19 protein-coding genes are annotated in these 20,880 nt (G+C 36.2%); 4 read left to right on the forward strand and 15 right to left on the reverse strand.

Features of this window, described 5'->3' with window-relative positions:
* Positions 1–89 precede the first annotated feature (89 nt).
* Positions 90–1,040: a nucleoside hydrolase gene (locus JFU23_RS13615; RefSeq protein ID WP_063218051.1), complete on the forward strand. Its 951-nt coding sequence runs from the start codon at positions 90–92 to the stop codon at positions 1,038–1,040.
* A gap of 49 nt (positions 1,041–1,089) precedes the next feature.
* Here the strand turns inward: JFU23_RS13615 and eno are convergent, their stop codons facing one another.
* From eno to JFU23_RS13685, 14 genes are all read right to left on the reverse strand, one after another.
* The gene (gene eno / locus JFU23_RS13620; protein ID WP_002034740.1) at positions 1,090–2,385 is read right to left on the reverse strand and encodes a phosphopyruvate hydratase; all 1,296 of its coding nucleotides are present in this window, start codon (positions 2,383–2,385) and stop codon (positions 1,090–1,092) included.
* Between the two features lie 30 nt (positions 2,386–2,415).
* On the reverse strand, positions 2,416–3,945 hold the full coding sequence (gpmI, locus tag JFU23_RS13625; RefSeq protein ID WP_002129880.1) for a 2,3-bisphosphoglycerate-independent phosphoglycerate mutase: 1,530 nt from the start codon (positions 3,943–3,945) through the stop codon (positions 2,416–2,418).
* The gene (gene tpiA / locus JFU23_RS13630) at positions 3,942–4,697 is read right to left on the reverse strand and encodes a triose-phosphate isomerase (RefSeq protein ID WP_002016069.1); all 756 of its coding nucleotides are present in this window, start codon (positions 4,695–4,697) and stop codon (positions 3,942–3,944) included. The genes gpmI and tpiA overlap by 4 nt, the downstream gene beginning before the upstream one ends.
* A gap of 32 nt (positions 4,698–4,729) precedes the next feature.
* A complete protein-coding gene (locus JFU23_RS13635; RefSeq protein WP_002016070.1) occupies positions 4,730–5,914 on the reverse strand; it encodes a phosphoglycerate kinase in 1,185 nt (394 codons plus the stop codon).
* Between the two features lie 139 nt (positions 5,915–6,053).
* The gene (gene gap / locus JFU23_RS13640) at positions 6,054–7,058 is read right to left on the reverse strand and encodes a type I glyceraldehyde-3-phosphate dehydrogenase (RefSeq protein WP_002016071.1); all 1,005 of its coding nucleotides are present in this window, start codon (positions 7,056–7,058) and stop codon (positions 6,054–6,056) included.
* A gap of 26 nt (positions 7,059–7,084) precedes the next feature.
* Positions 7,085–8,113: a gapA transcriptional regulator CggR gene (cggR, locus tag JFU23_RS13645; protein ID WP_002089545.1), complete on the reverse strand. Its 1,029-nt coding sequence runs from the start codon at positions 8,111–8,113 to the stop codon at positions 7,085–7,087.
* Between the two features lie 135 nt (positions 8,114–8,248).
* On the reverse strand, positions 8,249–8,494 hold the full coding sequence (locus tag JFU23_RS13650) for a glutaredoxin family protein (protein WP_002191142.1): 246 nt from the start codon (positions 8,492–8,494) through the stop codon (positions 8,249–8,251).
* 9 nt (positions 8,495–8,503) lie between these two features.
* Positions 8,504–9,811 (reverse strand): RNA polymerase factor sigma-54, encoded by a 1,308-nt coding sequence (gene rpoN / locus JFU23_RS13655; RefSeq protein WP_201032089.1) that lies wholly within the window; start codon positions 9,809–9,811, stop codon positions 8,504–8,506.
* A gap of 300 nt (positions 9,812–10,111) precedes the next feature.
* Positions 10,112–10,309 carry a hypothetical protein gene (locus JFU23_RS13660; RefSeq protein ID WP_201032090.1) on the reverse strand — a complete coding sequence of 66 codons (198 nt, stop codon included), beginning with the start codon at positions 10,307–10,309 and terminating at the stop codon, positions 10,112–10,114.
* A gap of 19 nt (positions 10,310–10,328) precedes the next feature.
* Complete coding sequence (locus JFU23_RS13665; RefSeq protein ID WP_201032091.1) at positions 10,329–11,549, reverse strand: ABC transporter permease; 1,221 nt, start codon at positions 11,547–11,549, stop codon at positions 10,329–10,331.
* A gap of 3 nt (positions 11,550–11,552) precedes the next feature.
* Positions 11,553–12,437, reverse strand: a complete 885-nt coding sequence (locus JFU23_RS13670) for an ABC transporter ATP-binding protein (protein WP_201032092.1) — start codon at positions 12,435–12,437, stop codon at positions 11,553–11,555.
* 95 nt (positions 12,438–12,532) lie between these two features.
* Positions 12,533–14,005 carry a S8 family peptidase gene (locus JFU23_RS13675; RefSeq protein ID WP_201032093.1) on the reverse strand — a complete coding sequence of 491 codons (1,473 nt, stop codon included), beginning with the start codon at positions 14,003–14,005 and terminating at the stop codon, positions 12,533–12,535.
* Positions 13,989–16,145, reverse strand: coding sequence for a peptidase domain-containing ABC transporter (locus JFU23_RS13680; protein WP_201032094.1), 2,157 nt, complete (start codon positions 16,143–16,145; stop codon positions 13,989–13,991). Before JFU23_RS13680 ends, JFU23_RS13675 begins: the two co-directional genes overlap by 17 nt.
* Positions 16,146–16,164: 19 nt before the next feature.
* The gene (locus JFU23_RS13685) at positions 16,165–16,419 is read right to left on the reverse strand and encodes a response regulator transcription factor (RefSeq protein ID WP_201032095.1); all 255 of its coding nucleotides are present in this window, start codon (positions 16,417–16,419) and stop codon (positions 16,165–16,167) included.
* 270 nt (positions 16,420–16,689) lie between these two features.
* Between JFU23_RS13685 and JFU23_RS13690 the strand changes: the two genes are divergently transcribed.
* The gene (locus JFU23_RS13690; RefSeq protein ID WP_201032096.1) at positions 16,690–17,619 is read left to right on the forward strand and encodes a polyprenyl synthetase family protein; all 930 of its coding nucleotides are present in this window, start codon (positions 16,690–16,692) and stop codon (positions 17,617–17,619) included.
* Position 17,620: 1 nt separating this feature from the next.
* On the opposite strand, the gene JFU23_RS13695 is transcribed toward JFU23_RS13690, so the two are convergent.
* Positions 17,621–17,788 carry a hypothetical protein gene (locus tag JFU23_RS13695; protein WP_201032097.1) on the reverse strand — a complete coding sequence of 56 codons (168 nt, stop codon included), beginning with the start codon at positions 17,786–17,788 and terminating at the stop codon, positions 17,621–17,623.
* 116 nt (positions 17,789–17,904) lie between these two features.
* Between JFU23_RS13695 and JFU23_RS13700 the strand changes: the two genes are divergently transcribed.
* Complete coding sequence (locus JFU23_RS13700; protein ID WP_201032098.1) at positions 17,905–20,220, forward strand: sensor histidine kinase; 2,316 nt, start codon at positions 17,905–17,907, stop codon at positions 20,218–20,220.
* 5 nt (positions 20,221–20,225) lie between these two features.
* Entirely contained in the window at positions 20,226–20,879 is a 654-nt protein-coding gene (locus tag JFU23_RS13705; RefSeq protein ID WP_201032099.1) for a response regulator, read from the forward strand.
* Position 20,880: the final 1 nt, after the last annotated feature.

Here is a 20,880-nt window from a genome sequence, read left to right on the forward strand (position 1 = left end):
TTATTATTTTAATAAAACAAAATCCTTCACTCCATTTTTATTCTGCCTTCTCTCTAGCACACATATATATAAAGATAGGTGGTGAACGCATGTCTAAAAAAATTCTCATTTTTTGTGATCCTGGAATCGACGATGCGATAGCCCTCCTCCTCGCATTCTTTATCGATGAAATTGAAATTGTTGGGATTGTCGCTGATTACGGCAATGTTCCAAAAGAAATGGCCGTGCAAAATGCTCATTTTCTTAAACAAAAATCAAGAAATAGAGATATGAAAATATTTGGTGGTTCAGACCGTCCTCTCAATGGAGGTCCACCCGCTTTTTTTACTAATATTCACGGTAAAGAAGGGTTAGGGCCAATCATCCCAAATGAAAAGTTACAAAACGGGGAAATGGAGAATTTTTTTGAAGTTATCCCTCTTATCGAGCAGTATAAAGACGAACTAATCATTGTAAGTTTAGGGCGACTCACTTCCCTAGCTGCTTTATTTATTTTATGTAAAAACTTAATGCAGCAAATTAAATCTTATTATGTAATGGGTGGTTCCTTTCTGCACCCAGGTAATGTAACTCCCGTATCAGAAGCGAATTTTTATGGCGATCCAATCGCGGCTAACATTGTATTACAATCTGCATCCAACATGTACATATACCCGTTAAATGTAACTCAGTATTCCATCGTTACACCTGATATGGCTGAATATATTGAGGCGAAAGGAAAGGCTTCTCTCGTCAAACCTCTATTCGATCATTACTACTATGGATATTACGAAAAAATTTTACCACAATTAAAAGGCTGCCCTTTTCATGACACGATACCGATATTAGCTTTACTTGATAATTCTATGTTTACCTACTACAAATCACCAATTACCGTCATGACCGAATCTTACGCTCAAGGAGCAAGCATCGGTGATTTCCGCTCTTTAGTAGGATCAAGCCCATTCACCAATCGGCCCTCGCAGCAAATTGCTATCGATTTTGATTATAATCTCTTCTTTAAATACTTCATGTCACTTATGACAGACGAACAATTTTAGCAAAAAAAACAGACCGTGATTTCTCACGGTCTGTCGTTATTTTCTACAATTATCGTTTGATATTGTAGAAAGATTGTAAACCAGCGTAAACAGCGATTTCGCCTAGCTCGTCTTCGATACGTAATAATTGGTTGTACTTAGCAATACGGTCAGTACGGCTCATAGAACCAGTTTTGATTTGGCCAGCGTTAGTTGCAACTGCGATGTCAGCGATTGTAGCATCTTCAGTTTCACCAGAACGGTGAGATACAACTGCTGTGTAACCAGCACGTTTAGCCATTTCGATTGCTTCGAAAGTCTCAGTTAAAGTACCGATTTGGTTAACTTTAATTAAGATTGAGTTAGAGATACCTTTTTCGATACCTTCAGCAAGTTTTTGAGTGTTAGTTACGAATAAATCGTCACCAACTAATTGTACTTTATCACCGATACGCTCAGTTAATAATTTGTGACCATCCCAGTCGTTTTCGTCTAAACCATCTTCAATAGAGATGATTGGGAAGTCTTTGCAAAGCTCTTCGTAGAAATCAACCATTTCTGCAGAAGTTAAGCCAGTACGGCCTTCGCCTGCAAGGTCATATTTACCAGTTTCTTTGTTGTAGAACTCAGAAGAAGCAACGTCCATTCCTAAGAATACGTTCTCGCCAGCTTTGTAACCAGCTTTTTCGATAGCTTCGATGATTACTTCTAATGCTTCACGGTTAGAACCAAGGTTTGGAGCGAATCCACCTTCGTCACCTACTGCAGTGTTAAGACCTTTGTCATGTAATACAGCTTTAAGTGCATGGAATACTTCAGCACCCATACGGATTGATTCTTTGAATGTTGGAGCACCAACTGGTAAGATCATGAACTCTTGGAAGTCAACGTTGTTATCAGCGTGAGAACCACCGTTGATGATGTTCATCATTGGAGTTGGTAATTGTTTTGCATTGAATCCACCAAGGTAACGGTATAATGGAAGACCTACGAAGTCAGCTGCTGCGTGAGCTACTGCCATAGATACACCAAGGATAGCGTTAGCACCTAGTTTACCTTTGTTTGGAGTGCCATCTAATTCGATCATAGCACGGTCGATACCAGCTTGGTCAGTTACGTCGAAACCAACGATTTCTGGAGCGATTGCTTCGTTAACGTTGTTTACTGCGTTAAGAACACCTTTACCAAGGTAACGAGATTTGTCACCGTCACGTAATTCTACTGCTTCGTGCTCACCAGTAGATGCACCACTTGGTACGATAGCGCGTCCGAATGCGCCGCTTTCTGTGTAAACTTCTACTTCTACAGTTGGGTTACCACGAGAGTCAAGGACTTCGCGAGCATAAACATCAATAATTGTTGACATAATAAATTCTCTCCTTTTTATATAAGCAAATTATTTAATAATTGTTTTACCTGTCATTTCTTTCGGTTGTTCCACATTTAAAAGTGTAAGCATTGTTGGGGCGATATCTCCTAAAATACCACCTTCACGAAGCTCTACATCATTTTTTGTAACGATGAAAGGAACCGGGTTAGTTGTATGAGCTGTCATTGGTCCACCTTCAGCAGTTAACTCCTGATCGGCATTACCATGGTCAGCAGTAATAAGTGCTACACCATCTTTTGCAAGAATCGCTTCTACAACTTTTCCTAAACATTCGTCAGTTGCTTCTACTGCTTTAATTGTTGGTTCCATCATCCCAGAATGGCCAACCATATCACAGTTTGCAAAGTTAAGAATGATAACATCATGTTTATCATTTTCGATGTCATTTACTAAAGCGTCCGTTACTTCATAAATGCTCATTTCAGGTTTCAAGTCATACGTTGCAACCTTCGGTGAGTTAATTAAAATACGCTCTTCTCCTGGGAATTCAGCCTCACGACCACCGCTAAAGAAGAATGTAACGTGCGGATACTTTTCAGTTTCCGCGATGCGAAGTTGCTTTAATCCCGCTTGCGCAACAACTTCACCTAATGTGTTATCAAGGTTCATTGGCTTGAATGCCACGTAACCATCTACAGTTTCACTGAAATGTGTCATACAAACGAACTCAGGAATGTGAGGTACTTTTTCACCACGATCGAACTCACGGAAGTCTTCGTTTGTAAATACACGAGCAATTTGAATTGCACGGTCTGGACGGAAGTTATAGAAGATAACTGCATCATCATTATTGATTGTTGCAACTGGCGTGTCATCTTCGTTAACAATTACAGACGGCAATACGAATTCATCATGAATACCATTTGCATAAGAGTCTTCTACACACTCTTCTGCTGATTTATAAGTAGGGCCTTCACCATTCACCATAGCACGGTAACATTTTTCTACGCGATCCCAGCGCTTGTCACGGTCCATGGAGTAATAACGACCAGAGATAGTCGCGAATTGTCCTACTCCTGTTTCTTTAATCACTTCATTTGTTGCATCGATATAACCTTTTGCAGTTTGTGGTCCAACATCGCGGCCATCTAAGAATGCATGGATATATACTTTCTCCACGCCTTCTTTTGCTGCTAAGCGAAGAAGAGCAAACATATGGTTCATGTGACTGTGCACACCACCATCAGAAAGTAAACCGAATAAATGAAGAGCAGTACCTTTTTCTTTCACACTTTTAATTGCATTTTGGAAAGTTTCGTTCTGATCGAACTCACCTTCACGAATTGCAACGTTTACGCGTGTTAAGCTTTGATATACGATGCGGCCAGCACCGATATTTAAGTGACCAACCTCTGAGTTACCCATTTGACCTGCTGGAAGACCTACTTCCTCACCAGAAGCTGTAAGCGTTGTGTGAGGGAATTTGTTCCAGTAACCATCAAAATTAGGTTTCTTAGCTTGTGCTACAGCATTCCCGTAAGTTTCTTCACGTAGTCCGAAACCATCAAGAATGATTAAAGCTGTTGGCTTTCTCATTTTACCGCCCCCAGAAGACCTAAGAACGAAGCAGGCTCTAAGCTAGCACCGCCAACTAAAGCGCCGTCGATGTCAGATTGTGCCATATACTCTTTAATGTTTTCTGGTTTTACGCTACCGCCGTATTGAATACGAACAGCTTCTGCAGCTTCTGGAGAAACAGCTTCTGCAACAACTTTACGGATGTGCGCACATACTTCATTTGCATCTGCAGAAGAAGAAGATTTACCTGTACCGATAGCCCAGATTGGCTCATAAGCGATAACAGTTACTTTAACTTGCTCTTCTGTTAAACCTGCAAGTGCTTTTGTTACTTGACCTGCTACTAGATCAAATGTTTTTCCGCTTTCGCGCTCTTCTAAAGTCTCACCACAACAAACGATTGGTGTTAAACCATGTTCAAATGCTGCAAGAGTCTTTTTATTTACTGACTCGTCTGTTTCAGCAAACATTTCACGACGCTCAGAGTGGCCAAGTACTACGTAGCCTACTTTTAAGTCGCTAAGTGCTACTGGGCTAATTTCGCCAGTGAATGCACCATTTTTTTCGAAGTGCATGTTTTGTGCACCTACTTGTAAGTCAGTTCCTTCAGCCTTTGCTACTAAGCGCTCTAAGAATAGAGCTGGCGAACAAACTACTGCATCAACAGCTGAAGCTGCTGGGATTTGACCTTTAACTTCCTCTACGAAGCTAACTGCTTCAGATAGAGTTTTATTCATTTTCCAGTTACCTGCGATAATTGGTTTACGCATGCTTTGCACCGTCCTTTTTCTTTGGCTGCTACTTATTTGTCGTTAAGACACACTACACCTGGAAGTTCTTTACCTTCCATGAATTCTAATGACGCACCGCCGCCAGTAGAAATGTGGCTCATTTTATCAGCCATACCGAATTTTTCAACAGCTGCTGCAGAGTCACCACCGCCGATAACAGAGTATGTATCTTCTGCATCTGCTAATGCTTGCCCTACTGCTTTTGTACCTTCTGCGAATGGAGTCATTTCGAATACACCCATTGGTCCATTCCATACAACAAGCTTAGAGTTTTTAATTACATCTGCATAAATTTCACGTGTTTTAGGACCGATGTCCACGCCTTCCCATGTAGAAGGGATAGAGTCGATACCAACGATTTGAGTTGTTGCAGTTTCAGAGAATTCCTCTGTGATTACAACATCAACTGGCATATAGAAGTTTACGCCTTTTTCTTTTGCAAGTTGCATAAATTCTTTAGCTAGTTCAATTTTGTCGTTTTCACATAGAGATAGACCAATTTCATGACCTAATGCTTTAACGAATGTGTAAGCAAGTCCGCCACCGATGATTAAGTTATCTACTTTGTCTAATAGATGACGAATTACACCGATTTTATCTTTTACTTTCGCACCACCAATGATAGCTGTGAATGGACGTTCTGGGTTAGAAAGTGCTTTACCTAATACATCTAACTCTTTTTCCATTAATAAACCAGATACTGCTGGTAGGTAGTCTGCGATTCCTGCTGTAGAAGCGTGAGCACGGTGAGCTGCACCGAATGCATCGTTTACGAAGATATCAGCAAGAGCTGCAAATTCTTTCGCAAGTTCTGCATCGTTCTTTTCTTCGCCCGCATAGAAACGTACGTTTTCAAGAACTAATACGTCGCCTTCGTTCATTGCTGCAACCATTTCTTGTGCAACTGGTCCGAATGCTTCGTCCGCTTTTTTAACATCTTTACCAAGAAGCTCGCCTAAACGTGCTGCTACTGGAGTAAGACGTAATTCTTCTACTGCTTGACCTTTTGGACGGCCTAAATGACTTGCTAAAATTACTTTCGCACCTTGCTCTATTAAATATTGAATTGTAGGAAGAGCTGCACGGATACGAGTTTCATCTGTAATTTTGCCTTCTTTCATAGGTACGTTGAAATCAACGCGGCAAAATACACGCTTACCTTTTAAATCTACGTCACGAATTGATTTTTTGTTCATTGGATTTCCCTCCGACTACTAGTTAGGATTGACAAAACCCATTCAAAAGCTTAACACATTTGCTTCTAAAACGAAAGAAGAGAGAGAGGGAACAAACCCTCTCCCTCGTTTTGTCATTGATTGCTTATATACTTAAGAATTAAAGACCTTTAGAAGTCATGTATGCAGCTAGGTCTACTACGCGGTTAGAGTAACCAGTTTCGTTATCGTACCAAGAAAGTACTTTAACCATGTTACCTTCCATTACCATTGTAGATAATGCATCGATTGTAGAAGAAGCTGTACATCCGTTATAGTCGATAGATACTAATGGCTCTTCGCTGTATCCAAGGATACCTTTTAATTCGCCTTCAGAAGCTGCTTTGAATGCTGCGTTTACATCTTCAACTGTTACTTCTTTGTCAAGTTCAACAACTAAGTCAACAAGAGAAACGTTAGCAGTTGGAACACGTACAGCGCCGCCGTTTAATTTACCTTTAAGTTCTGGTAATACTAATGCTACAGCTTTAGCAGCACCAGTAGATGTTGGAATCATGTTTTCAGCTGCTGCACGAGCACGACGTAAATCTTTGTGTGGTAAGTCTAAGATTTGTTGGTCGTTAGTGTAAGAGTGAATTGTTGTCATCATTCCGCGTTTTACGCCGAATTTTTCGTTTAATACTTTAGCGAATGGAGCTAGACAGTTTGTAGTACAAGAAGCATTAGATACTACGTTGTGGTTAGCTGCATCGTATTGTTCGTGGTTAACACCCATAACTACAGTGATATCTTCGTCAGAAGCTGGAGCTGAGATGATAACTTTCTTAACTGATCCACCTAAGTGTTTCTCAGCGTCTGATTTTTTAGTGAAACGGCCAGTAGATTCTACTACTACTTCTACTCCGTAGTCGCTCCATGGTAATTGAGCTGGGTCACGCTCAGCGATAACTTTAATTTCTTTACCGTTAACAACGATGCTGTTTTCGTTAGCAGATACTTCTGCATTTAAAGTTCCGTGAACTGTATCATATTTTAAAAGGTGAGCTAATGTTTTAGCATCTGTTAAGTCGTTGATTGCTACTACTTCTACCTCAGAGTTGTTAAGAGCTGCGCGGAATACGTTACGTCCGATACGTCCAAATCCATTAATACCAATTTTAGTCATTTAAATTTCCTCCTTGGGGGATTATATTAAAGGGTAATACCCTTTGTTAATTGTTTTGCTGCACCTTCATCTGTAATTAGAATTGAAGTGTGCCCTTGCTTTATTACAGCCTGTATTGCTTTTGCTTTTGAAGAACCTCCAGCGACTGCGACAACGTGAGATACATGTTGTAAATCTTCAAGTTGCATACCAACTGTTCTTACTTTATGAACAACATTTCCTTGTTCATTAAAGTAGTAACCGAAAGCTTCGCCAACTGCTTCGCTTGCCTGAATCTTTAACCAATCTGCTTCTGAAGTATTTCTGCGACGTGCCATTGTTAACGCATCACCAATTCCATGAATGACGATATTGGAAGATCGAATCAACTCAAGAACTTCTTTCACGGAGGGCTCTGTTACAATAGACGCATATGCTTCGCTACTAACGTGATCCGGAACATACAATAAGCGATAATTACTCATCGTATTTTGTGCCATTTTGGCGCAAATGGTATTGGCTTCTAACTCGACACCTTCTCCAATTCCACCACGTGCTGGGACAAATAGCATATGTAAATCTTTGCAATCAAGTTGCATCATGTCCGCAGCAGCAGCTAGCGTAGTTCCTCCAGCCACAGCAACGATATTATTCACTGTCAGACGGTCTTTTATACAAGTCACACAAGCACGGCCCATCTCCAGTTTGACCCAAGGTGATTCATCACTATCACCAGGGACAACGAAAACTTCATCCAAGTCTAATGTTTCCTTAAGTTGTTTTTCTAAAACCTTTAACCCGGAAATTTCTTTCATAAAGTCTTCCAAAGCAAGAACTAAAGCTGTTCCTTCTTCTGTCAAAGTCATTCCAGAAGAAGCGACGTGAACTAAGTTTTGTTCTTTCAAAACTTGAACTTCACTTCGCAATACTCGTTCTGTCATACCGAGACTTGCAGATAAGTTTCTTCTTCCAATCGGCTGCATAAGCCTAATGTACTGAAGCACTTGCATTCTCGTTTGCATAACAGGTAGCAGATCAGGTAATAATTTTTTTGTGTTCTGAATCCATGAGCGCATATCTTTTCTCCTCACTACATCGGTTCATTTCCCTCCGTGGTCACTTTATGTCCCATAGTGACATTTTACGTCCCACTTAGGTTAAAAAAATAATCCCTGCTACGTGTATTATTGTAACAGGAGACAGAAACTTATTCAACTCTTAACTGCATTGTTTATATAGTTTATTATGACACCTTTGTGAATGTCACCATATTCTACTTGTCTTCCGCCTATTTCTACAACAGGAATCATTAGATGGTATTTCTCTAAAAGGTCATTATCTTCATATATATCTATTTCCTCAATTTGAAAAGAATATTCATATTGTACTTCTTTTAAAACTTGTTTCGCCTTCACGCAAAGACCACAATCTTTTTTTGTATATAGTACAACCTTCATCTTCTTCACCTATCCAATTGTTTTTCTTAGAGACGAAGCAGGAATATGCATTTGTTCTCTATACTTCGCAACCGTTCTTCGAGAAATAACTATTTCATGCTCTTCTTCTAATAATTTTGAAATCTTTTGATCCGAAAGTGGCTTTTTCTTATTTTCTGCTCCAACAAGCGTTTGAATGAATTGTTTCACACGCTTTGTAGAAACCGCCTCATCTTCCGTCGTAGAAATAGAATTACTAAAGAACGATTTCATCTCAAATAAACCGTGCGGCGTTTGCACATATTTATTACGCGTTGCACGACTAATTGTAGACTCATGCACACCTAACTCTTCCGCCACCTCTTTTAAAGCAAGTGGTTTTAAATACTCTGGACCTCCCCAGAAGAAATCATGCTGTTTTTCCATAATAATATTCATCACTTGTAAGAGTGTTTGTTTTCTCTGTTTCAAACTGCGCATAATCCATTGCACATGCTGATACTTCTCCGATACGTAAGAAGCCACTTCACTTTCACTATTATTTAGTAACGCACTATACTCAGAGTGAATTTCAATTCTTGGCATATTTCTCTCATTCATCTGTAAAACGAGATGATCGCCATCTTTTTTCACCGCCATATCAGGCACAATATAAAGTGGTTTATCAGAAGAAAATGCAAGACCTGGTTTCGGCTGCAATGATGTAATACAGTTCACCGCATCCTGTAATTCCTCGTTGGTACACTTCAACACTTGAACGAGCTTTCGCCAATCTTTCTTAACGAAATAATTAAAATGATCATCTATAATTTCTTCCGCTAACCCATTTCTTCTTTGTAAGCGCTTCAATTGGATTGATAGACATTCCTGAATATTACGCGCACCTACCCCTGCTGGCTCTAACGATTGAACAAGCTCCACGGAACAGTCCACTACATCAATTGGCGCAGAAAGAAGCTCTGATAACTCTTCATTTGTTTCTTGTAAATAGCCATTTCCATCCATGTTCATAATAATGAAAGAAGCTGCTTTTCGCTCTTCTTCATCTATTTTATAATACTGTAGTTGATTTAATAAATGTTGCTGAATCGTTGTAGAATCCACACTGTAGATTTCCATTTGATTATCGACTTGTTTGCGGGTACTTTTACTTGTGTTAGAGCTCTTTTTCTTCTCCCTCTCAAAACCACCTAACTCAATAAGGGGATTCTCTAACGATTGCTCATACAAAAACTCCGATAATTCTTGTACATTATACTGGAGCATTGTAATCGCTTGCCTTAACTCTTGTGTCATTGCCAAACGTAAGCTTTGTTCTTGTAAAAGACTTGCCTTCAAACTAATCTCCCCCTTGTTTCTATTGTACAATAAGTTTGGTAAAAGGAGAATCCTATCGCAGACACCCATTCCAAAATATTATTAATTTATATGTATTAATGAGATTTACATCTTACAACCTAAATTTGAATAATATTGAAAGAAAATAATAACGTATAAAAATTATTACCACATACTAATAGTAACCCTTAATTTTATATATAACAACATTAAATTTATCTCTGTTCAATTCCAAAATAAAAAGAGCAGTTTAGGTATAGTGACACTTCACTATGCCTAACTACTCTTTTATGATTCCTATTAAGTAAGAAACCTCTTATTTAAAGCTAAGGAACTTTGATTCCTAATTACATAGGAATCATAGAGATAATCGTTCGATTCACTAGACGCTCCTTGAATTCCTCTCATCTCTTCCACAGACAACTCAACTATTTTTTTCACGCTTCTCTCGCCACTACTATCCATCATTTTTTGTTTTCTTTTCGAAAAAAATCCCATTTTTTATTCCCCCTTACAATTAATTATTTTTTAACAATTGACTAAATTTAAGGCTCTTACCACTTCTTAATACACCTTTCGGATAGACCTTCGCTGCAAACATAGCAATTAAGCTGATGCTAGCCAGTAATACAACCATAGATGTAATAATTTCTAAACTCCCAACAGATCCATTAATAATCCTAACTACCATACTAATCGGGGCTGTAAATGGTACATATGATGTCACCCTTGATACTAGCCCCTCAGGATTATCAAGTACTACTAATAACTCCACCACTAAGCTTCCCATCAATATAAGGGTAATCGGCATCGTTGTTCCTGATAATTCTTCTGGCCTGCTGACCATGGAACCAAACACTGCGAAAAGCGCTGCATAAACGAAGTAACCGAGAACAAAATATAACAAGAAATATGCAGCGTGCTCACCTGTAATCATATTCACATCAATATTCACTCCAAAAAATGAATCCGATACCTTAAAAACTCCCGATTTAATATATAGCGCCATACTAAGGAAGAAAATAAATAACTGTGTCAAACTAGCAAGACCGACCCCTAAAATTTTTCCGAAAACCATATGGACAGGAGATACTTTTGTTACCATCACTTCCATAACACGTGAGGCTTTCTCTGACGCAACTGCTGTCGCGATAGCATTTCCATATGAAGTGATCGCTAAGTACATAATCGCTACTAATAAATATACTAGTAAAAATGAACTTGTTTCTTCGTTATTTAAGTTTTGCTTTTTCGCTTGCACGTTCATCGTAAGTGATTTCACAGCCTCTTCTGATAACTGTTGTTTAACTACTGTACTTTGGAAATACTGATTTTGTACAAATACCTGTGCACTTTGAATCAACTTAGGATTATCCAGCTTCATGAAATAATCTAATACTGGTTCAGCACCCGCACCCTCTTTTAATATAAAGAGCGCTTCGACTTTCTTATCTAACAAGTCTTGCTTATATTGATTTAATTTTGTTTTATCTCCCAAAGACCAATCCCATTCTGGAAAAGCTTTACTAAGATTAGATTGATCCACCGTAACATTAGGTGCTTCAGAAATAAATACAACCTTTTCTTTTTCTTTCTCTCCAGAAAACTTTTGTACTAAAGTTGGAAAAGAGAATAAAAATATCCCGCCTCCTATTAATAACAATGTCATCCCAATAAATATTTTCGTTCTCACACGATCCCAGTACGTTTGCCCTAAAACAATCCAGAAATTCCTCATTACTTATGCACCCGCCTTTTCAACAAAGATTTGATGTAAAGAAGGTTCTTTAATTGAAACATCTCGGATATATTGTTTAGTTTTAATATCTTCAAGCAGCGAAAATGCATCCTCTCCATCATTAACTTTAATCATGAACGTACGATTATTTTTTTCAAAATTGAAATTTTTTTCCTTGAGAATAGGTTCAATATCTCCTTCCGTTTGCAACGTCATATATTTGTATTGATAACTTTTCTTAATATCTGACAAAGCACCCGATAATACAAGTTGACCGTTTTTCATAATACAAATTTCCTCACAGAACGTTTCTACACTGTCCATTTGATGACTACAAAAGATAATCGTTTTTCTTTGTGCGATTAACTCGAGCACAACATTTTTTAACATCTCTGCATTTATAGGATCCAATCCACTAAATGGCTCATCTAGTATGATGAATTCCGGATTATGCAATATCGCTGAAATCAATTGGATTTTTTGTTGATTTCCCTTTGACAATTCCTCTGTTTTCTTCTTTAAATGTGGTGTCATTTCTAATTTTTCTAGCCATTGTAACGTATGCCTTTTTGCAAGATTAGCTGGCATTCCTTCTAACTTTCCGAAATACACTAATTGCTCCACTACATTCATTTTCGGGTATAATCCACGCTCTTCTGGTAAATAACCGATAGACAAGTCTTTCTTTGAAAAAGGGCGATTATTCCATAGAATTTGGCCGCTATCCGGTTTAATTAAATCTAAAATCATACGAATTGTTGTCGTCTTACCAGCACCATTCCGGCCCAGCATCCCTAAAATCCCGCCTTCTTCTACACGTATATTTAAATCGTTAACGGCTTTATATTCACCAAATGTTTTATTTAATCCTTGAATTTCAAATGCCATATATAACATCCCCTTTTACTGTTTAATAAAGTAAATAACTGCCATTCCTAAAGCAATTCCGCCAATCATGAGTAAAAATTTTTTAAAATTCATCTTTATCTCTCCCATTTTTTAAAATTTGTATTTCGAAAATCAAGTGCACCCTTCGCATTTACAATGCCTTTTCCAAAGTATTTTTTCCCGTCATCCAATACCGGTTTGGCCCCCTGATATAATCTTGTTTTAACAAATCCATTACTAGGCTTCAGCCTAAATTTTTCTTTATATTCCGCAATTACAAGTGCAGCTGTAGCAGATACTTTAGGAACTGCTAGACTCGTTCCAATCATCAGCTCATACCCTCTATCAAATCCTAACCATTCACTTAGCTGAGATTGCGGAAGGTTTGTAGGGTATGTGGTTAATACCATAGCTGTTTCATCTCCCACTTTTTCACTTTCCCACAAAGATCCATAATCTCCTGATGGAGCTGCAATATCAACATTTGTTCCATAATTAGAGTAATAAGCTAATCGATCATCTTTATTTGTTCCCGCAACAGTTACTACCCCCGGTAAACCTCCAGGCATATGAAGTTGCAAGTCGTTTTCATATCCTCTTTGCTTAGCTAATTGAAAAGGATTTGAAATATCGAACCCTTCTGTTCCAGAGGAAGCCACTAGCAAACTCCCTTTACTATTCGCATACTCTATTGCTCTTTTGTAAGCTAAATACACAGCTCCTTCTTCTGGATCTTTAATGGACTTGTATGTTCCTAAACTTAAATTAATAACATCCATCCCATCATTTGCAGCCTCTACAATAGCTTTAATAATCCAGCTTGAATCCGCAGAACTACCTTGAAATACTTTGTACGGTACAATCCCGATTTTTGGAGCTACACCCTTTATTTTCCCATCAGCAGCTATCAGCCCCGCAATCATTGTTCCATGACCAATATTATCTTCAATCGATTCTACATTCGGAACTAAAATTTTCCCCTGACTAACTATATTCCCCTTTAACGCAGGATGATTTACATCAATTCCACTATCAATAACACCAATCTTTACACTATGATTTCCTTGTTCAATTTTATAGCTCTCCCCATTTTCTGTTACCTTATCGATATCCCATTTCCATTTGCTATAATCGACCTCTTCTTGTTCTAATTGTGAAGGTGCGTATTTTGTTATATTCGAAGGTTTCTTCACTATAGTGGGTGGCTTTAATTCCACTACATCCTCTCTACCTGCTTTTTCAATTATCCCTTTATAATTTTTTAATAAATGCTGCTTCGCTTCTTGTACTCTTTCTAAATTATCACCTTCAATATTCAGCATCTTAATTTCTTTTATTACTTCTAGCTTTAAATCTGGATATTTATCTCTAATTTCCTTTATCATTTCATCCGTATTTTCACCTTGCCTCAATGTAAACACATACGAATTTTCTTTAATTTGATTATGTTTCATTTCTTCAGCGCTTATCGTACTAACTCCAACTATAGGAAGGTTTAATAATAATCCTACTGTAATTCCAGCACCTATTTTCGCTATAGTGTTTCGATATTTAGGCCAATCTTTCACTTTTAATCCCTCCTTTTACTTCCTGAGCTTTTGACAATTGATAATAATATCCTTGCTTCTCAAGTAACTCTGTATGTGATCCTATCTCTACAATTGCTCCCTTATCCATTACAATAATCTTATCTGCATTCTTAACCGTACTTAACCTATGTGCAATGACAATCCTTGTACATGACATATCAGTTAAATTCTCATCAATAACTCTTTCAGACAATGTATCGAGGGCACTTGTCGCCTCATCTAATATTAGAATAGATGGGTTTGTTACCAATGCTCTAGCTAATATTAACCTTTGTCTTTGCCCACCAGAGAAGTTAACTCCAAATTCAGATACCATCGTTTGAAAATTTAATGGTAGTATCATAATATCTTCAAATATATTCGCTTGCTTTGATGCCTCAATTACTCCATTCGGAGGCACACCTTTCCTTTGCGCGATAATATTTTCTCCTACCGTTTTGTTAAACAATCTCGCTTCTTGGAAAACAACTCCTATTGATTTCCTTAAAAATTTCAAATTCAACTTTTCGCTTTCTATCCCATCAAATCGGATTTTCCCATTCGTTGGTGTATATAGTCCAAGAAGCATTTTTACAATTGTACTTTTTCCAGAACCAGACGCCCCAACAATTGCGACCTTCTCACCAGCCTTGATTTTAAATGAAACATTCTGAATTGCATCTTCACTGAAATAATTGTGACGATAAGAAACATTTTCAAACTCAATATCACCATTCAGTTTTTTAATTCCTGAAAATTGATTTACCTCTCTCTCCGATCTCGCATGCATTACATCGTAAATCCGCTGAATATAGGAGCTAATATAAATCAATTCACCATAGCCACTCCCAATGGAAATAATCGGTGTTATAAACGAAATCGCTAATGCGTTAAAGCCGAGTACACTTCCTAATGTCATATTTCCAGCTAGCACCTGTTGTCCACTGAACCAAAGTAGAAACAACGGTAAAATAAATTGAATAGAACCCGCTAATGTATTCATCAACGCCGTCCAGATAGATCTCTTCTCTGCATGAATAAGTTGAGAACCAAAGCGTTCTTGCCATTCTGTAAATACTTGCTTTTCCAATCCCATAACCTTCACATCACTAATCCCATTAATACTCTCAGACAAAATTCTTTGAACTTGAGCTTGAGCCGAAACCTCTTTATCAGCTAACTTCTTAGAAACAGTCGTGCTCATGACAAGTAGGGCGAATATAACAATCCCAACTGCTAACACAACGAATCCTAATAAGGTCGAATAATGAAACATGAAGAATAAGTAAGTGAAAAGCAGAATTCCATCTATAAGAAAGGAAATTACCTTAGTAGATAATATTTGTCTAATATATACATTGGAATTTGCTCTAAATAACAGTTCTCCCATAGATCGATTCTCAAAAAAGTTATAAGAAAGACTTAATAGTTTTTCTATAAAACTTTGCATTAAAGACATATCAATTGCCGTTTGCAACTTCGCTATTAGAAAGCCTCTTAACGAAGCAAATACTTGATAACTTATTAGCAATACTAAAATGCTGTAACCTATCATATTCATATAGCTCGGATCTCTCGGAACAATTACATGGTCGGTCATCCAACTTGTTACAAATGGAATCACCAGCGCAAAAGCCTGAATTATTAAAGATGCTAATACAATTAAAGCTATTAATTTCTTTTTTCCTAACACAAACGATAAAAAGAATTGCAAATGAGAGACACCTTTTTGTTTTTGAAATGACTCATCTGGTTCAAGTGTTAATACAAATCCAGAATACTTTTCCTCCATCTCTTTTTTAGAGATTTTATTTCTTCCGTAAGCAGGGTCTATAACTATAGCCCCTTTTTTTGTCACTTTCTCTAGGACTACATAATGTTTATGCTCCCAATGGATAACTGCTGGTAATTTAACTTCACTTAAAGCCTCATATTCAGCTTTATATCCTTTTACATGAAAACCATTTTTTCTAGCAATATGCATAAGCTGGTATAAAGATGTACCACCTTTTGGGACACCAAACTCTTCTCTTAATTCCGCTAACGAAACATGCTTTTCATAAAAACTAAAGACCATCGCCAATGAGGCTAATCCACATTCGCTATGTTCCATCTGTTCTATAAAGGGCACCTTTGCCATTTTATTCCCCCCTATCTCTTTAACTATTAATCATGGCAACACCCTCATGGTTACCCTGATTAAAATTAAATTCAAATGTAATTAATCCTAAAAAATATGCAGCTATTCCGATTTGGACCCTTGAATGTATTTCTAACTTTCTTTTAATTGAGGCTACTAATTCCCCCACCCTCCTTCTACTAATAAATAACTCCCTTGCTATTTCAACATCCTTCAAACCTCGTGCAATCAACACAGCTACTTCTTTTTCTCGACCACTTAAAACTTTCTTCATCATTCTCCTCCTTTATTCTCAAACCATATTAGATTATTTTTTCTCGTTTATTAAACTGTGTTGTCTTAATCTGTACTCATATCATATCCTTCTTTTAAACGTTATTGTCCGCAATGCACGTTGTAGTTACCGCAAACAAATTAGCGCGATTCTCCGCAACATCTTCATAAAAAAAACACATCGCATTTGCGATATGCTTAATTGTGAAGATCTCCTTCTTATGTTACAATTTGAATATTACGAATTTTCCGTAAAAAAAGGGGGCTGCGAGTGATTTATTCATTACAAAACGAATTAATTTTGCGTGCAAAAAAACTGGTTTATGGACATTTTTTCGAATCTACATTACGTCAATGTTCTTCAGAATATATCGAATACAAATTCAATGATTCTACTCGTTTTGCTAACATCACTCTCGTACATTATGAAATATTTCAGGATAACCAAAATGAAGAAGAAAAACAATTACTGCTAACAATTATAGAATTACTTATGCTCTCTCTAGATATTATGGATGATATTCAAGATGAAGATTTCTTAGAAGGACCTTGGACAAAACATCCAATTGCCACAAATCTCAATATAATTATGGGATTCTTACTTATTTGTTTGCAAGAAATTGACAAATCTTCCCTTTCAATTCAAATGAAAAACTGGCTCAAAAATGAAATACACTCTTGTATTTTAAACTCTATTAATGGACAACAGCTAGATCTTAAAAATGAAATCCATTCTGAAAAAGATTATATCGATATGGTAACTCACAAATCTGGATATCTAATTAAACTTGCATGCTTATTAGGAACAGGGAATATCAACCCTATCCAGCGTTCTTTAATTGAAAACTACGCACTATGTATAGGTGTTATTAATCAAATAAAAAACGACATGCGTGATATTATGCAATGGGATAAGAAAAATGATTTTCTTAATTTAAAGAAAACTTTACCAATACTATATTATTTAAATAGTAAAAATGATAACTTTATACTTATAAAAAAATTCTTTAATCAAGAGATACAATATGATGAATTAAATAATCAAGCATTAGATTCTTTAAAACACATATTACTATACGGTGGATCGATGGAGTATTGCTCCGTTATGCAGAACCTATATGTATACAAATGCCAAGGATACATCGAACAACTTTCACTCAGTCAAGCAAATAAGGATAGGTTAATTGATACTCTAATTTAGTTTACTTCCATGTCTCAGCAGCTTTACTAAGTAAAGTCGATTTATTTAAAGTACCTAATATAATTTCTAATTCTTTTTTTGATATACCATCAATGGCTATTGTTCCTTGACTACACACATTTTTAAATTGAATATCTTCTAATATACGTTCAACTAATTCCCTAATCATATATCGTTCACCCCACCAATTTTTATAGTTTTATATTATTACATATTCTTTTGCTATTATCCGCAATCCTATTGCGGGATTCCGAAATTATATATGATAGTGAGGTAGTTCTAGCAATGATTAAACAACGTCCAATTTATTTCGTAATTTCATTAATAATTTTTTACTTAATCATACAAAGTTACATCCTCTACAAATTTTATCAGCCTTACAGTGGCATTATCGCTTCTAAAGAAAACCATAAGACATATACAATCAGTCAAATTGATACTTCGGGTTGGGCTGCAAAAACAGCATTAAAAGCAGGTGATGAAATTTACAAAGTGAATGGGGAGAATCCTTATTTAGGGGTTTTCAAGCGGTACCAAAATCAATTTTTAAATGCAACCGAAATTCAAACTATAAAGAATGATAGGATCTCTACTTATAGCACAACAGCTACTTCAGACAACAAAGAGCTACTTATTACATTATACTTACCAATGATTTTTTCTCTAACCATTTTAAGCTTATGTTTTATTGTCTATAGAAATAAAGCTATAAGGCGAGAAGAGCGTTATTTTATGCTTTTTTTATTAGCAACCTCTATTAGCCTTTCCGCCTCTTCTATATCTAGTAAATCTGATTTTGGCGGACTCTTAATTATAAGTATCTCTTTTCAAAGTGTATCTTTATTTCTTACTTTATTTCTATATCAACTGTTTAAGCGGAAGGAAATTATTATTATACATAAAAATGTGGTTAGATTTCACATTTGTCTATACATGACCGTTGTTACTACTGGCTTATTATCCGTTACCTTTTTTCCAAATTTGCAACAAGTCTCTGCTTACACAGATTTAGCTTATTTATGTTTTAGTATTCTTTTAAGTGTATATTTCCTTTTAAAAGGATACATAAAATATAGAAATACTTTACACAGACCTTTTTTTAAATTTATGTTAGTTATCCAATGTATTTCCTTCGGGCCATTTATAATACTATATGCTCTCCCAAGGATATTATTTAATGCAGCCATTATTAGGGCTGATATTGCAGCATTATTCCTATTTTGCATTCCAATTGGCTACTTTTATTTAATATTAACAAAGCAAATCTTTGATATTGATTTTATGTTTGATCGTGTTCGATACTACTCTATGCTCTCATTACTTCCAACTATCATTATTACGTTAATTATAAGTTGGGGTATTAATCCTGACGAACGCTTCTTTATTAGACTCATGCAAAATTTTATTATCATTTTCCCTTTAAACATACTGTTTCTTATAATAAAGGAACGATTAGATTTCACATTTCGCAATCAATTATTCAGAAGCAAAACCAATCTACATGTAAGTATTGATCAATTCGCACAACAACTTTCTTCCATTATGAAAGTAAAAGATTTAGAGAAAAAATTTATGAATGAAATTATCTCCCTACTAAAACCATGTTTTATACAATTTATTGAATTTGATATAAAACAAAATACATACAATTGTTATAAAAGTTACGGAGAAACAGAAAAATTTAATCTTTCGAAAAAGAAACAATGGGGAATGGAATCGGGATATGTAAATGATTTATTAGAAGATGACGGATGTATCGGCATCTATTTATATTCTACTCAAAATACAAAGCATTACATTTGGGTTGGAAATAAAACCAACAATATTAAATTTAATATCAATGAAAAAACTTGGTTTATTGCTATCGTAAAATATGTACGTCTCGTTTATGAAAACCTAAATTCAGTTAACCAGATCATTCAATCTTTAGAAAAAAAAAGCCTAGCAAATAAAACACATTCAGCAACTCTTTCGCGCCTACTATTTCAAATCTCAGAGACTGAAAGGCGTCGACTCGCTGCAGATCTTCATGACGCTGCCCTGCAAGACCAAATTGTCTGGTATCGGAAACTAGAAACCGTATTAAAAGAACATACTGTACCAGGTGAATTGCAGGGACAATTAGAAAAAATAAAATTCGGTATGTTTGATGTTATTCAACAAATTCGTGACACTTGTAATGAATTAAAACCCGCTCTTCTATCTGAAATTGGTCTTATAGGTGCGCTTAAAGAGCTATTAGCACAAATGCAACTACGTACTAATTTCCGAATTCAATTTGAATACGACTCAATACAGGAGAATCATTACGAATTTGATAAAATTTTATCTATTTATCGTATCATCCAAGAATTATTAAACAATGCTGATAAGCACTCTAATGCAAATTTAATTAATATATTTTTATGGGAAGAGAATAATTGTATTTATCTAGATTATCGTGATAATGGCATCGGTTTTAATACACAAGCCCCCTATTCTTCAAATAAACATATGGGCTTATCTGGAATTAAAGGGCGCGTTCAAGGAATAGGAGGCGAAATTCAGCTTATTTCAGAAATAGGAAATGGACTACAAGTAAATATTACTATACCGAGGTGAATAAAGTGATACACGTTTTGATTGTAGACGATCACCAAATAGTTGGTGAAGGCACGAAAAACATGATCGAGTTAGAAGAAGATATTCAAGCAACATACATTTTAAACGAACAGGAAGCAATTTCTCAAAGTTCAAAAACACCTTTTGATATATATCTTTTAGACATGAACATGCCTAATTATAGTGGACTTGATGTAGCTCAAAAACTTTTTCACATACAACCAGATGCAAAAATCATTCTCTACACAGGCTTCGAATATTTATCACAATTTAATTTATTAATAGATTCTGGTATTAGCGGTATTGTTAGCAAATCAGCATCACAGCAAGAGTTATTAATGGCTATTCGGGCCGTCTTAAATGGGTATACTTTAATTCCAATTTCTCTATTGCGACAACTTCGAGTTGAAGATATGACTGTTGATAACTTAGATCCGAAAAGAGCATCAAGCCATGTTACAATTACACAAAAAGAATTAGAAATTCTTGAATCCATCGCAAAAGGAAAAAGTAATAAACAAATTGCAGATGAATTATATATGAGTTCTAGGGCTGTTGAATATAATTTAACGAAACTGTTTAAAAAGTTCAAGGTGAGTTCTCGTTCTGAAGCACTAGCTGAAGCTGTTCGAAAAGGTATAATAAATGTAAATGTATAAT

The organism is Bacillus sp. TH50 (assembly GCF_016650565.1).
GTDB lineage: Bacteria > Bacillota > Bacilli > Bacillales > Bacillaceae_G > Bacillus_A > Bacillus_A mycoides.